This is a genomic window from Mycobacterium sp. NGS39 (genome assembly GCF_059812765.1).
In genome coordinates this window covers 287,917-302,069 of sequence record NZ_JCALDH010000004.1, presented here as the reverse complement: position 1 = coordinate 302,069, position 14,153 = coordinate 287,917, and the positions used below count along the sequence as shown (strand labels likewise).

The window sequence follows — 14,153 nt, the reverse complement described above, 5'->3', positions numbered from 1 at the left end:
TTAGGAGAGAGCGGCTTTGGCGGCGGCCAGGTTGTCGGCGGCCAGAACGAGCCGGGTGTTGGTCGCCAAATAGGCAGTCGTCAGATTGACGTCCGCATTGCCGAGCTTGCGGGCGACTTCACCCAGCGCGCCCGGCCGGTCCTCGACGGGCAGCACGATCACCTCTTCTTCGGACACGATCTTGATGCCGGCGCGTTGCAGCGCCTCGAATGCCGGTGTCGGGTCCGCAACAAGGATGTGGATTTCGGCCTGGCCGCCGCCACTGGGCATCGCGCAGAGTCCCTCGATGTTGGCGCCGGCCTGACCGAGGATGTCGCCGACGCGGGCGAGCTCGCCGGGCTCGTCGTCGAGATAGAGCGTCAGGTCGGTCGCCATCGCGCACTCCTTTCGTGCCGTGGTCAGGCGATGTCCGCGACGAACACCCCCATGGACCGGGCTGCTCGCCGCGCTGCTGCCGGCAGCGCCGGGTCATCGGTGCCGGCCGGAATCACCCGCGGGTTGACGATGTGGACGTCTTTACGGAACAGGTGCACGTCAGCTTCGCCAGCGGCCAATACGTTCTTGACCCAGTCGGTCTTTCCGTGGCCCAGCACCACCGCCAGCACATCACCTTTGCGCAGCGCATTCACTACGGTCTCGTACGGCTTGCCGGACTTGCGGCCGCGGTGCTTGATGATCGCGAACGTGGGCAAATACGGGGCGATCTTCTTCATCACCGGGTTCATGTATTTGACCTGCAGACGTTCCACGACGGGTGGAAACCGCATCGGGACGCCGGGAGCGTTGTTGGGATGATCCTTTGCGGACATGCGGTCACTTTACGACGTTGACCAGCCGGGGTGGCGCCGATGACCGGACGAGGCCACGAAGAAGCAACTGCGCCCGCCTTCCGTGTCGACGCGACGTAGGCTTCCGACGACGCCATGACCACGATCTATGCGACTCATCCGCGCTACGCCGAGCACGATCACCCCGGGCATCCGGAGAACGCCGAACGCATCCGCGCGATCTGGCGAGGGCTGGACGAAAGCGGGCTGGCCGCGCGTATGCAAGCCCTCGAGCCTCGGCCCGTCGACACCGGGCTGGTGCTCGCGCTGCACACCGCCGCGTATCTCGAACTGCTGCAACGGATCAGCGCGACGCCGCGCACAACGTTCCTCGATCCGGACACGTACGCGGGCCCCGATGCTCTGACGATCGCGCTGCTGTCGGCCGGCGGTGCGGTCGGGGCCGTCGACGCAGTGCTCAGCGGGATGGCGCACAACGGGCTGGCGGCGATCCGGCCGCCGGGCCATCACGCGATGCCCGGGCGTGCCATGGGCTTCTGCCTACTGGGCAACGTTGCAATCGCGGCGCGATACGCCCAGCGCCGATTCGGGATCGAACGCATCCTGATCGTCGACTACGACGTGCACCACGGCAACGGCACCGAAGCGATGTTCTACGACGACCCCACGGTGCTCTACATCTCGACCCACCAGTATCCGTTCTATCCGGCGACCGGTGCGGCAACCGACACCGGTACCGGCCGAGGCGAGGGCTTCACCGTCAACATTCCGCTGCCTGCAGGCAGTGGTGATGTCAACTACGCCAAGGCATTTGAGCGCATCATCTGGCCGGCCGCCGAACACTTTCAGCCGCACCTCGTGCTGGTGTCCTTGGGCTTCGACGCGTATTGGAACGACCCGCTGGCCGGAATGCGGCTGACCCTAGCCGGCTATTCGCATCTCGCCGGTGAGGTGATTCGCATGGCCCAGCGGTTCTGCGACGGCAAAATCGTCTTCATGCTCGAAGGGGGCTACGACCTCGACGCCCTTCGGCTGGGCGTGGCCGACGTGGCCCGGCTGCTGCTCGGTGAACCGCCGGCCAACCCGTCGGAGACGCCAGCCGAGCGCTTTTCCGAGCCGGACATAACGGCCCTGCTCGGGCGACTCGAACAGCTGCACGGCCTCTAACCGGATCGGCATGGCACCATGTCGGAGGTGGGCAACGGTTCCGCTTCCCAGCAGCGCCTCCGCGAGCTGAAATTACTTCGCCGCGTGCGCGATCGAATCGACCGCGAATACGCAAAACCGCTGGACGTCGACGCACTTGCGCGCGGCGTGGACATGTCTGCCGGGCACTTGTCGCGCCAGTTCAAGTCGGCCTACGGGGAGTCGCCGTACTCGTACCTGATGACGCGGCGCATCGAACGGGCGATGGCGCTGCTTCGTCGTGGCGACATGTCGGTCACCGAAGTGTGCTTCGCCGTCGGCTGCTCATCTCTGGGCACATTCAGCAGCCGCTTCACCGAGCTCGTCGGGATGCCGCCCAGCGTCTACCGGGAGCGGACAGCACGCATGACGCAGGGGATGCCGTCGTGTGTGGAGAAGCAGGTGACCAAACCGATCAGGAATCGAGAAGCACCCGCGGTCGGTCTGCACTTAGCCTGAGCGCCATGGACATCACCATTCACTCCAGCTTCCTTCCGCACGACGATCCGGAGGAGTCTCTGGCGTTCTACCGTGACACCCTCGGCTTCGAAGTTCGCCTTGACGTGGGCGCAGGCGCGACGCGATGGATCACTGTCGGCCCGCCGAATCAGCCCGACACCTCGATCGTCCTGTATCCGCCGGACGCCACGCCGGGCCTCAGCGACGACGAGCGGCGAGTCATCCACGAGATGATGGCCAAGGGCACCTTCGGCATGCTGCTGCTGGCGACCAAGGACCTCGACGCCACGTTCGAGCAGGTGCAGGGCGGCGACGCCGAAGTGGTCCAAGAGCCAACCGAACAACCGTACGGGGTGCGTGACTGTGCCCTGCGTGACCCGGCGGGCAACATGATCCGCATCCAGGAAGTCCGTTGACTGATTCAACCGACTATGACGAACGCGAAGTCCACAGCACCGGCAAAGCAAAAGGCCGACAGCCACGACGTGATCCGCGTAGTAGGCGCGCGCGAGAACAATCTGAAAGACGTCAGCATCGAACTACCCAAGCGCAGGCTGACTGTGTTCACCGGGGTATCGGGCTCGGGTAAGAGCTCGTTGGTGTTCGACACGATCGCCGCAGAGTCGCAGCGGCTGATCAACGAAACCTACAGCGCCTTCGTACAAGGGTTCATGCCGACGCTGGCGCGGCCCGACGTCGACGTGCTTGACGGCCTGACTGCCGCCATCGTGGTCGACCAGGACCGGATGGGGTCCGACCCGAGATCGACGGTGGGTACCGCCACCGACGCCTACGCGATGCTGCGCATCTTGTTCAGCCGGCTCGGACGGCCGCATATCGGCTCACCGCAAGCGTTTTCGTTCAACGTCGCTTCGATCAGTGGAGCCGGCGCGGTGTCGATCGACCGAGGCGGACGAACCGTGAGAGAAAGGCGCAGCTTCTCTATCACGGGTGGCATGTGCCCCCGGTGCGAGGGCCGCGGCTCGGTCACCGATTTCGACCTGTCCGCGCTGTACGACGACACCAAGTCGCTCAACGAAGGTGCACTGACGATACCCGGCTTCAGCATGGACGGCTGGTACGGCCGGATCTTCAGAGGGTGCGGATTCTTCGATCCGGACAAGCCGATTCGCAAATTCTCCAAGAAAGAACTGCGCGACCTTCTCTATAAGGAGCCCACCAGAATCAAGGTCGACGGGGTCAACGTCACCTACGAGGGTCTGATACCGCGAATTCAGAAGTCGTTCCTTTCCAAGGACATCGAGGCGATGCAGCCGCACATTCGCGCCTTTGTCGAACGCGCGGTCACCTTCAGTATTTGTCCGGACTGCCACGGCACGCGGCTGTCCGAGCTTGCCCGGTCGTCGAAGATCGAAGGCAAAAACATCGCGGACGTCAGCGCGATGCAGATCACCGACGCCCTCGAATGGGTGAAGGGCTTGGACGACCCCTCCGTCGGGCCTCTGCTGACAGCGTTGACGGACACCCTCGCGGGTTTTGTGGAGATCGGACTGGGTTACCTCTCCCTGGATCGGCCTTCGGGCACGCTGTCTGGCGGAGAAGCGCAGCGCGTCAAGATGATTCGTCAGCTGGGGTCGTCGCTGAGCGACGTCACCTATGTCTTCGACGAGCCCACCGCGGGGCTGCACCCTCACGACATTCAACGCATGAACGAACTGCTGCTGCGGCTGCGCGATAAGGGCAACACGGTTCTCGTCGTGGAGCACGAGCCGGAGACCATCGCAATCGCCGACCATGTTGTGGATCTCGGACCCGGGGCCGGCGCCGCCGGCGGTCAGGTGGTGTTCGAGGGGACGGTCGACGGGCTGCGGTCTAGCGGCACACTTACCGGACGGCACCTCCACGACAAGGCGAAGCTCAAGGGGTCAGTGCGAAAGCCTAATGACGCCTTGACGATTCGCGGCGCCAACACACACAATCTGCGCGACGTCGACGTCGACATCCCGCTCGGCGTGCTCGTCGTCGTCACGGGGGTGGCCGGCTCGGGCAAGAGCTCACTCATCGACGGGTCGGTCGCCGGGCGGGATGGCGTCATCATGGTCGACCAGGCTCCGATTCGGGGCTCACGCCGGAGCAATCCCGCTACGTACACGGGGCTTCTCGACCCCATCCGGAAGGCGTTCGCGAAGGCCAACAACGTCAAGCCCGCTTTGTTCAGCCCCAACTCCGAGGGCGCGTGCCCGAACTGCAATGGCGCTGGCGTCATCTACACCGACTTGGCGATGATGGCGGGCGTCGCCGTTACATGTGAAGAGTGTGAAGGCAGGCGGTTCAGCGCAGCGGTGCTCGAGTACAAACTGGGGGGCCGAGACATCAGCGAAGTGCTCGACATGTCGGTGGCTCAAGCCCTCACGTTCTGCAGTTCCGCCGACGTGAAATTGCCGGCCGCACAGCGCATCCTGGAGCGCCTGGACAGCGTCGGACTCGGCTATCTGAGCTTGGGCCAGCCATTGACGACGCTGTCCGGCGGGGAACGGCAGCGGCTGAAGCTGGCCGCCCAGATGGCCGGCGACGCAAGCATTTACATCCTCGACGAGCCAACCACCGGTTTGCACCTGGCTGACGTGGAGCAGCTCCTCGGTTTGCTCGACGGGCTTGTCGACGCGGGTAAATCGGTGATTGTCATCGAGCACCACCAGGCGGTGATGGCTCACGCGGATTGGATCATCGACTTGGGTCCGGGCGCCGGGCATGACGGCGGCCGAATCGTCTTCGAGGGCACGCCGGCGGAACTGGTCGCTGCCCGATCCACGCTCACCGGCGAACACCTAGCCGCCTACGTCGGGGCGAATTAATGCTCCTGGAACCTCAACCGGTCGGAGCGGCCCCTCCCACTCTCAACCTATAGCGCACCCCGGGTCTTGCCGCAAGACCCGGGTCATGCCGCAGAATCGCTGCCCTATGCCAAGAGTCGTGGAGATGGGGGAGCGAAGAATGGGATTGTCGTCCAGTCATGCGGTCGTTGTCGCAGGCGGGGGTCCGACCGGTCTGACGTTGGCCGGCGAACTGGCATTGGCCGGTATCGACGTCGCGATCGTCGAGCGCCGCGACGAGCAGACCCTGGTCGGCATGCGGGCGGGAGGTCTGCATTCGCGCACGATCGAAGTCTTCGACCAACGGGGGATCGCTGATCGGTTCCTTGCGCAGGGGCAAGTGGCGCAGGTGGCTGGTTACGCTCAGATTCGCCTGGACATCAGCGACTTCCCCACGCGGCACCCCTACGGGCTTGCGCTGTGGCAGAAGCACATTGAGCAAATTCTGGCCGACTGGGTCGAAGAGTTCTCCGTGCCGATCTATCGCGGACATGAGGTGACGGGTTTCAGGCAGGACGACACCGGCGTGGACGTCGAGCTCTCCGGTGGTCGGTCGCTTCGGGCACAGTATCTGGTCGGGTGCGATGGTGGCCGCAGCGTGGTCCGCAAGGCTGCCGGCATCGAATTCTCCGGCTGGGATCCGACGACCAGCCACCTGGTCGCCGAAGTCGAGATGGCTTTGGATGACGGGGAGCCGCAGTGGGGGATTCGGCATGACGAGATCGGCGTCCACGGGCTCGCGAGAACGGATGAGCAGAATCGGGTTCGGGTCATGGTGACCGAACGGCACCTCGGGCCGGCCGGCGAACCGACGCTGCGTGAGCTCAGCGAGGCGCTTGTGTGCGTCTACGGCACCGATTACGGCGTTCACAGTCCCGTGTTCATCTCGAGGTTCACCGACATGGCGCGACAAGCAGCGGCGTATCGGGACAGGCGAGTGTTGTTGGCGGGAGACGCCGCACATGTGCATCCCCCGGTTGGTGGCCAAGGGCTCAACATCGGTGTGCAGGATGCGGTGAATCTCGGATGGAAGCTCGCCCAAGTGGTGAAACGCTTATCGCCCGATGGTCTTTTGGACACCTACCACGCCGAGCGGCACCCTGTTGCCGCACGCGTGCTGCGCAACACGGTGGCGCAAATGTTGTTGCTGCGCGGTGACGACCGCACAACCGCGTTGCGTGACAACGTCGCTGAGCTTCTCGCCATGGAGGAGCCGCGAAAGCGCTTTGGCGCCATGATGGCTGGGTTGGACATTCATTACGATTTCGGTCAAGGACATCCATTACTCGGTCGGCGCATGCCCGACCTCAACATCGTCACCGCCGACGGCGCGGTGCCGGTATACAGCTTCCTGCATACGGCGAAGCCGGTGCTGATCGATTTCGGCGATACGGGCGGATTCGACGTCACGGGCTGGGCCGATCGGGTGCAAATGGTCGACGCGCAATACTCTGGCGTCTGGGAGCTGCCCGCGCTTGGCCGCGTGACTGCTCCCAAGGCCGTGTTGATCCGCCCTGACGGACACGTCGCGTGGGTTGGAGGTGACGGTGACCTGGTAGCGGCGCTCACCCGGTGGTTCGGGCCGCCGAAGGCCGGGTAGCGCGCTCCCTGGCCTAAATGGCTTGTAAATCACGATTATTCGATCCCGACCGACCACCCGGGCGGGCGCCTGGTTCGCCGTGTGGCGAATGCGACGAGATGTAGCCCAGTCCGGCGTCGGGAAATCTACACTGAAGCCACGATCACGGAGGTTGACCATGCTCGTGTCAGACTTCGAACTGGAGTTCGCGCTCGGTTCGGATCAGAATCCGGCCTATACGGCGGGATATGAGCTCGAGATCACGAACCTGTCGGACAACGAGATTCAGTTCGAAGTTCAGGCCCGCGTGACACAGTATTCGTTCGCCGCGTTCTCGCCGCCAATGAGTCCGTCGGTGATTCTGGCCAACGCGTGACAACTCAAATGGGTGAGTCTTCGGTCCGCAGAGAGCTGGAGCGTGCGGCCGCCGGGGGCGGTGCGGCGGCTGATGAAGCTCGACGCGCCCTTGATGCACGTTCTCTCGAGGAGCGGCTTACGGCCGCCATGCTTGCGCTGGCACGTAATCGCGCACCCGACGGTACGACATGTCCGTCGGACGCGGCTCGGGCGGTGGGCGGCGAAGCGTGGCGCGACTTGATGGCGGAGACTCGCCGGATTGCAGTGGCGCTTGCGCGGTCGGGTGCCGTCGAACTGCTGCAGCGCGGCAACGTCCTTGATCCGAGCACGGCATGGCGCGGGCCCATCCGTATCCGGGCGGTGACAGCTGAGTAGCGTTCGCACACCGTATGCGAGGATGCGCAGATGCCGACGGAGCCTGCGTATTTCACGTCAACTGAAAACGGCACGTTCATGCCTACACCGTTCGCACAAAGTCATTGGGGCGATGATCATCTCAACGGGCCGGCCGTTGTCGGACTCCTGGCGCGGGCGTTGGAAAGTCGATGCGGGTCGCCGGAATTCATGCCGACGCGGTTGACGGCAGACTTGTTCAGGGCAGCGCGCAATGCGTCGACCACCGTCGACGTGCGAATCGTACGAGATGGCCGGCGCGTGCGGGCCGCAGATGCGGTGCTCCAGCAGGACGGCCGGTTGGTGGCAAAGGCGACGCTCGTGTCCTATCGACGCTCCTCTGCTCCACCGGGTCGCCAGTGGATCGCGCCGACGGCCTTCCCGACGCCTCCGCCCGTCGACGGTGAGACGTTGCCGTTCGTCGGTAGTGACGAGGCAGGATGGACCCGGTCTCCGGCGGCACATCAGAACGCCTCACGAAAGCGCTTCTACAACAACGGAATCAATGTCGTCGTGGGGGAGAGTGTCTCGCCTTTCGTGCGTGCCGTCATGCTCGCCGAAGCGACAAGTCTGGTGACCAACCTTGGTACGCAGGGCATCGGGTACATCAACGGGGACCTGACCGTCGCACTGGCGCGGTTGCCTTTCGACGAGTGGATCGGCGTTCAGGGGGATTCACACTGGGCCGCCGACGGCATCGCAGTAGGCACCGCGACGTTGTTCGACAGCCAAGGCGCATTCGGTTCGGGTATGACCACGGCGGTCGCCAATCCGGCGGCGCAGATCGACTTCTCGTCGCGGTCGTTCACGATGAAGGGCATCAACTACGAGTGACCGAGCGCGACGAGCCGCTAGAAATAGTGCCGCCGACCGCCGACCGCGCGGCCCATTGCGCCCAGCGCGGCCAGGATCAGACCGATGACCAGGACGATGATGCCGATGGTCCACAGAATCGACAGTTTCAGCAGCAAGCCGGCAATGAGCAGAATGATTCCAAGAATGATCATGGCTGTTGCCCCTTTCCTTCCGCGCCGATGATCGGCGCTGGGCTGCCGGTGAACGACCGGCATGACACCAGGAGACCAGCGCTGAGCCGGTCCGCGGTACACCCCTAGGGAGGTAATGTCGGCGGCGTGGGGGCCGATCGGAAAGAGCCGATCACCGTGGCTGTCGTCGACGACTACGACGTCGTCGTCATGGGCGTGGCCAACATGCTCGAGCCCTACCGTGACCGCGTCGTCGTCACCGAACTGGACTCACAAGAGAACGTCGACGGCGTGGTCGATATCGCCCTGTATGACTCGTTCGCCCAGCCGGAGTCCGATCAGGAAGAGGTCGGTGTGTTGGTCGGCAATCCTCGGGCACGCCGAGTGGTGGTGTACACCTGGAACTTTCAGCCCGACCTGATCGACAACGCGCGCGCGCAAGGGGCTCACGGTTATCTGTCGAAGACGCTGCCGGCGGGTGATTTGGTCGGGGCCCTGGAGGCGGTGCACGCCGGCGAGATCGTGATAAGTGATCCGCCGGCGCGGGCGCCTCGCGCGGCCGGTTTGGATTGGCCCGGGCGGCACGAGGGCCTCAGTGACCGGGAGGCGGAAATTCTCGCGCTGATCACGCAAGGCAAGAGCAATGCCGAGGTCGCCGCGCTGACCTATCTGAGTCCCAACACCGTCAAGTCCTACATCCGCAACATCTACCGCAAGATCGACGTCGGCAGTCGAACTCAGGCCGTGCTGTGGGGTGTCGATCACGGCTTCATGCCCGATCACCACCGCATTCGGCGATGGCGGCAGGCCGGCGGCAGCGACCACTAGCTCGCTGCGATCGGCTCGGGTGCGAGCCGAAACCTTATGCGAGTCTGCGTAGTTCGTGATGCAGCGCAGTCGCTGGCCGCTTGCTATCGGCCGCCGTTGCGAGCCGCCGTTGCGAAGCCGCCGGCTGCGAAGCTCCCGCAGTCGCGATGGGGAAGCGCATAGACGGCCAGAACGGGCATGCTGCCGGCGGCATGCGCCCCATTGATGTATCGGTTGATAGCAGCACGAGGAACGGCTTGGTCGATCCAGTAGGCCTGTGGCGTGTTCGCGATGGTGTTCAGTTCGGGGCTTGGTGGATTGGCGTTGTGCGCCGCGGCCATGGCCGCCGAGTTGGGGTCGACGTACAACGGCAGCGCGGCCAGAGGGTTTGCCTCATCGGCGGCTAGACGCACTGCCGGAGTGAGGCCATCGGGGTGTCCACAAAGGCCAACGACGACAGCCGCAGCTGCGATCAATGAGACGATCCGCCGCGTCACGGCACGAGCTACTGAAGAAAGCACCTCAGAAAACTAGTGGCACGACGCGGTAGGCGCCAATCGGAAAGTGCGACCGATTTCGGGCCGACGTCGATGCAACGTGCGGTGCCGCCGATAGCCCGCTGGCCCTGAACGCCCGTCACACTGGGCGAACGTCGAGGAACGGCCGACCGGCAAACTACTAGACGGCTTCCTCGCTTCTCGCGCGTCTTGCAACTTACGATGCAATCGGTTGCCTAAGACTGTCCACATCCGCACATCGACGATGACGTCTATGCCGGCCTTGCGCGTCGTGCGGGTGAAGAAGGAATCACGGTTTCCGCGTTGCTCCGCCGTGAGGCGGCTCGGTTAGCGGCCCGTCCGTCGGTGTCTGAGATGCCCACACCCGCAGGCAAATTCGTCACAGTGACGTATGAAGGCGGCAAAGGGCCACGATTTGTCGCGATCAAGGGGCGCACCAGCGGTGCTGGCGTGATGGCGAGGCGGGCGTTGCGTTGGAGGGTTTCGGTTACTGGTGCCAGGTTTCGCGTTTTCCCGGATCATCCTCACGTAGTTGCGGATCCGACAATGGTGGTCGGCGGTAGTTGGGTGCCCGTCATGACAACCTGCTTTGCTAAATGCCGATAAGCCACATTATGTCAAGCCAAGTACGCCGTTTTCATCTGATGAATCACGGCCGTTCCGAGCGGCCCTCACCCGCAGCTCTGGGTCGAGTCGCCCAAAGCGCCTCGACGCCAACGGGTTTAGTGGATTGCGCCAGGTTCTCACCACCTTCTTCCGGTGTAGTTCTCGCGACACGCGCCTATCAACGTTCGTTTCGCGATGGACCTACCAGCGCCGATGTGATAATGATTCAGTAGATGATTCAATGATGCATCAGATGAGACGCCTCAGGAGGCCGAATTGCCTGTCGATAAGAGCGGTCGCGTGTTCCTGGTTGGTTCCGTTCCGCTGCTGCATCCCGAGGTCCAAACGGTCGAGGAAATGCTGGACGGCTGGCGCAACCAGCAACTGTGCCGCAACCTCGACCACGACACGATCGACGGCCGTATCGGCCTGGTTCGCCGGTTCATCGCGCACACCAACGAGTACCCGTGGTCGTGGACGCCGGCCATCGTCGAGGAATTCTTCGCCGACCTCCGCGGCATCAAAGGGCGCGCGCAGTCGACGATCCGCGGGTATCAGAACGGCCTGAGGCTGTTCTGCTCCTACATCGCCGACCCCGACTACGGCTGGGACCGAGTCTGCGAGCAACGTTTCGGCACACACCCAGCGCAGGTGTTCTTCGCCTGGAACACCGCCCCCCACGTTCAGGACAACGAACAGAGTCCTGAGAAGCGCCCGTTCACCAAACAAGAGCTTCAGGACTTCTTCGACCACGCCGACGATCAGGTGGCGCTGATCGCCAAGAAGGGCTGGCTGCCGGCCTACCGCGATGCCGTGATGTTCAAGGTCGCCTACTCCTACGGAGTGCGATTCAACGAGCTGCGGCACCTGCAGACCGTCGACTTCTCCCGCAACCCGCACGCACCGGAGTTCGGCCGCTACGGCGTGGTGAAGGTCCGCTACGGCAAGGCCAAGAAGGGCTCCCCACCCAAACGCCGCACCGTGCTCACGGTCTTCGACTGGACACCAGACATCATCAGTGACTGGCTCACTCACGGGCAGCCCTACCTCGACGACGGCATCGACCTGTTCCCCAGTGAGCGCGGCGCCCTGGTCGCAGAACGAACCATGCTGCGCAGATTCCGGCGGTACTGCAACGACCTCGAGCTGTCCTCAGGCCTGGATCTGCACTCGTTCCGGCGTTCCTACATCACCCACCTCATCGAAGACGGCTGGGACGCCAAGTTCGTCCAAGACCAGGCCGGCCACGAATACGCCAGCACCACATCGCTCTATACCGGCGTCTCGAGCGACTTCCGCACCCGCACCCTGCGCCGCGTCCTGGACCGGACCATCAAAGATGCCCTCTCCTTCGGAGAGGAGACCTCGTGAAACGCGACGTCGACTACACCTGGCGCCTCGCCGAGCTGATGGCCGCGCACGGCATGCACAACAGCACCGACCTCATCCCCCGTCTTGCTGAACGCGGAATACAGCTGTCCCGGCCCCAGGTCTACCGCATCGTGCACCAACGCCCCGAACGCGTCGCCCTGCAGTTGATGGCGGCACTGTGCGACATCCTCGGCTGCGGCGTCGAAGACCTCGTCACCGTCACGGCCACCGACGCTCGCAAGAAGAAGACCGCCTCGGGCACAACTGCACCACCCAACGTCGTCGAACTCAACAAGTCCATCCGACCCCGGCGAGCACGAGTCATCACCGATGGCAACGATTAACCCCACACCGCGATCCATCACCCGCGGGCGACCACGCGTCACTACCGGCGCCCTCGAATGCAGCCGATGCCACCGCATGGCCAACAAGCTGCGGGTCTACTGGCCCGGAGATCAGCTCTGCCACAGCTGCTTCTACACCGCGATGCGCACCCACGGCATCTGTCCCATCTGTGGACACGATGGCGTCTTACCCGGGCCGCTGCGACCGGATCGACTCTCGCCCGGTCTGCCTGACTTGCGCCGGTATCCCTGGCAACTTCACTTGCAAAACGTGCCAGGGCGAAGGCGAGATCTACCGCTCCGGCCAGTGCGCCCGCTGCGCCCTGCGCGAGGACCTGTGCAAAATTCTGCTGCACCATCCCGCCGACCTCGCCGCCATGCAAACGCTGATCGAAGTGCTCTGCGGCGTTGACCGACCCGAAAGCATCCTGACCTGGAAACGCAATATCCAAGTACTGGAGCTGCTCGGCGGGATCACCTCCGGCGCAATACCGCTGACCCACGACGGCCTGACCGCTGCAGGATCCGGCCGCCATATCGATCACCTGCGCAGCCTGCTGCAACACCACGGACTGCTCCCACAACGCGACGAACACCTGGCCCGCTTCGAAATCTGGTTAGCCGACAAACTCGACACTATCGACTCCCCCGCTGTTCGCGCCCCGGTCGAGCAGTTCGCGACCTGGCACCATCTCCGACGGCTCCGCAGTGAATCGAAACCCGGCCAATCCTCGGATGGGCCAAAGCGTTCCGCGAAACAAGAAATCACCGAGACCATTAAGTTTCTCACCTGGCTAGAACAGACCCACCTGCGCACCATCGCCAACTGCACACAACAAGACGTCGATGAATACCTCGCATCAGGCCCGACCACCCGCCACCTGATCCGAACATTCTTCATCTGGGCCAAGAAAAGCAAGCTCAACGTCGCGGTGCAGATCGGCTTCCGAGAGGCGAGAACGACCCCCACAATCACGCAGGATCAACGACTGGCCTGGCTGAAAGAACTGCTCACCGGCGACTCCGAAAGTCTGCCCTACCGCGTCGCCGGCGTGCTGCTCCTGCTCTACGCCCAACCACTCACCAAGGTCGCCGCGCTGCAGACCACGGCGATCTCCCAAGCTGACGGAGAGACCCGCATCGCGTTGGGCAAAGACCCCGTCCCCGTCCCGGAACCATTCGCCTCCCAGCTCAACTACCACCTTCGCCATCGCCCCAACCTGCGCACCGGCGGTGGAGCCATCGGATCGCCCTGGCTCTTCACCAGCAGCCGACCCGGCCGACACATTGACCCGCAGGCCATCATGCAGCGGCTGCGACGGCTCGGCATCAACCTGCAGGGAGCACGCAACACCGCCCTACAAACACTCGTCTCCGAGATCCCCGCTCCCCTAATCGCCGAAATGCTCGGCTACAGCGATCAAGTCACCCAGAAACACGCGGCCGAAGCCGGCAACACCTGGGCGGAGTACATCCAGCCCTAAATCTGTTGTTCGCGAGCAACATTCACGGCGTTCCCTTACTCCTTGAATCCTTACGTCTCGGCTTGCGCTCGGGAAGCCCATACCGCGCGCGGAGTTCTTCCCCACTTATGGTCCGGCCCGCTGCATAATCTCTATCGGCCTGCGCCAGTCCCTCTACAAGCCCGGGCTGCGTCAACGCATGCAAAGTCTCTTGCAACGACTCGAATTCATCGACAGGCATCAGAATGGCCTTTGCCCCGCCCGGCGTCGAGATCATCACCGGCTCCCCCGAGTCACGCACCTGATCGACCAGCCGACCCAAGCTCTGCGCGGCAACTCGAGCACTAACTGACAACATTGTCCCCCCTCCTGCAATCCGCTATCCCATCTTCTGGGCGGTACGCCCTGAGGAATTGTCTCGCCGACGAAACTTGCCTGCAACGACAAATCACCGGGCGCTACC

At 63.7% G+C, this 14,153-nt stretch carries 16 protein-coding genes and 1 pseudogene; 12 read left to right on the top strand and 5 right to left on the bottom strand.

Annotated features, from left to right (window positions below; translation table 11 throughout):
• Both AC5Y39_RS08150 and AC5Y39_RS08145 read right to left on the bottom strand, forming a co-directional pair.
• Complete coding sequence (locus tag AC5Y39_RS08150) at positions 1-375, bottom strand: ACT domain-containing protein (RefSeq protein WP_500016592.1); 375 nt, start codon at positions 373-375, stop codon at positions 1-3.
• Between the two features lie 23 nt (positions 376-398).
• The gene (locus AC5Y39_RS08145; protein ID WP_500016594.1) at positions 399-809 is read right to left on the bottom strand and encodes a nitroreductase family deazaflavin-dependent oxidoreductase; all 411 of its coding nucleotides are present in this window, start codon (positions 807-809) and stop codon (positions 399-401) included.
• Positions 810-923: 114 nt separating this feature from the next.
• Between AC5Y39_RS08145 and AC5Y39_RS08140 the strand changes: the two genes are divergently transcribed.
• From AC5Y39_RS08140 to AC5Y39_RS08105, 8 genes are all read left to right on the top strand, one after another.
• Positions 924-1,955 (top strand): histone deacetylase family protein, encoded by a 1,032-nt coding sequence (locus tag AC5Y39_RS08140; RefSeq protein WP_500016596.1) that lies wholly within the window; start codon positions 924-926, stop codon positions 1,953-1,955.
• An 18-nt stretch (positions 1,956-1,973) separates the two neighbouring features.
• Positions 1,974-2,432 carry a helix-turn-helix transcriptional regulator gene (locus AC5Y39_RS08135; RefSeq protein WP_500016598.1) on the top strand — a complete coding sequence of 153 codons (459 nt, stop codon included), beginning with the start codon at positions 1,974-1,976 and terminating at the stop codon, positions 2,430-2,432.
• 5 nt (positions 2,433-2,437) lie between these two features.
• Positions 2,438-2,848: a VOC family protein gene (locus tag AC5Y39_RS08130; protein ID WP_500016600.1), complete on the top strand. Its 411-nt coding sequence runs from the start codon at positions 2,438-2,440 to the stop codon at positions 2,846-2,848.
• Positions 2,849-2,863: 15 nt separating this feature from the next.
• Positions 2,864-5,248: an ATP-binding cassette domain-containing protein gene (locus AC5Y39_RS08125; RefSeq protein ID WP_500016602.1), complete on the top strand. Its 2,385-nt coding sequence runs from the start codon at positions 2,864-2,866 to the stop codon at positions 5,246-5,248.
• A gap of 139 nt (positions 5,249-5,387) precedes the next feature.
• Positions 5,388-6,866 carry an FAD-dependent monooxygenase gene (locus AC5Y39_RS08120; protein ID WP_500016604.1) on the top strand — a complete coding sequence of 493 codons (1,479 nt, stop codon included), beginning with the start codon at positions 5,388-5,390 and terminating at the stop codon, positions 6,864-6,866.
• A 157-nt stretch (positions 6,867-7,023) separates the two neighbouring features.
• Positions 7,024-7,221 (top strand): hypothetical protein, encoded by a 198-nt coding sequence (locus AC5Y39_RS08115; protein ID WP_500016606.1) that lies wholly within the window; start codon positions 7,024-7,026, stop codon positions 7,219-7,221.
• An 8-nt stretch (positions 7,222-7,229) separates the two neighbouring features.
• A complete protein-coding gene (locus AC5Y39_RS08110) occupies positions 7,230-7,577 on the top strand; it encodes a DUF3253 domain-containing protein (protein WP_500016608.1) in 348 nt (115 codons plus the stop codon).
• Between the two features lie 30 nt (positions 7,578-7,607).
• Positions 7,608-8,429 (top strand): acyl-CoA thioesterase domain-containing protein, encoded by an 822-nt coding sequence (locus AC5Y39_RS08105; protein ID WP_500016610.1) that lies wholly within the window; start codon positions 7,608-7,610, stop codon positions 8,427-8,429.
• A gap of 17 nt (positions 8,430-8,446) precedes the next feature.
• Here AC5Y39_RS08105 and AC5Y39_RS08100 read toward each other — a convergent pair whose 3' ends face one another.
• Positions 8,447-8,602, bottom strand: coding sequence for a DUF6131 family protein (locus tag AC5Y39_RS08100; RefSeq protein WP_499964435.1), 156 nt, complete (start codon positions 8,600-8,602; stop codon positions 8,447-8,449).
• A 126-nt stretch (positions 8,603-8,728) separates the two neighbouring features.
• On the opposite strand from AC5Y39_RS08100, the gene AC5Y39_RS08095 reads away from it, so the two are divergent.
• Positions 8,729-9,409 (top strand): response regulator transcription factor, encoded by a 681-nt coding sequence (locus AC5Y39_RS08095; RefSeq protein WP_500016613.1) that lies wholly within the window; start codon positions 8,729-8,731, stop codon positions 9,407-9,409.
• 83 nt (positions 9,410-9,492) lie between these two features.
• Here AC5Y39_RS08095 and AC5Y39_RS08090 read toward each other — a convergent pair whose 3' ends face one another.
• Entirely contained in the window at positions 9,493-9,885 is a 393-nt protein-coding gene (locus tag AC5Y39_RS08090) for a glycoside hydrolase family 6 protein (protein WP_500016615.1), read from the bottom strand.
• 903 nt (positions 9,886-10,788) lie between these two features.
• On the opposite strand from AC5Y39_RS08090, the gene AC5Y39_RS08085 reads away from it, so the two are divergent.
• From AC5Y39_RS08085 to AC5Y39_RS08075, 3 genes and pseudogenes are all read left to right on the top strand, one after another.
• Positions 10,789-11,883 (top strand): tyrosine-type recombinase/integrase, encoded by a 1,095-nt coding sequence (locus tag AC5Y39_RS08085; RefSeq protein ID WP_500016617.1) that lies wholly within the window; start codon positions 10,789-10,791, stop codon positions 11,881-11,883.
• The gene (locus AC5Y39_RS08080; RefSeq protein WP_020729198.1) at positions 11,880-12,227 is read left to right on the top strand and encodes a helix-turn-helix domain-containing protein; all 348 of its coding nucleotides are present in this window, start codon (positions 11,880-11,882) and stop codon (positions 12,225-12,227) included. Before AC5Y39_RS08085 ends, AC5Y39_RS08080 begins: the two co-directional genes overlap by 4 nt.
• 76 nt (positions 12,228-12,303) lie before the next feature.
• Positions 12,304-13,711: pseudogene (locus tag AC5Y39_RS08075) on the top strand (site-specific integrase).
• 22 nt (positions 13,712-13,733) lie between these two features.
• On the opposite strand, the gene AC5Y39_RS08070 reads toward AC5Y39_RS08075, so the two are convergent.
• Positions 13,734-14,048, bottom strand: coding sequence for a type II toxin-antitoxin system Phd/YefM family antitoxin (locus AC5Y39_RS08070; protein WP_500048201.1), 315 nt, complete (start codon positions 14,046-14,048; stop codon positions 13,734-13,736).
• Between the last annotated feature and the right edge of the window lie 105 nt (positions 14,049-14,153).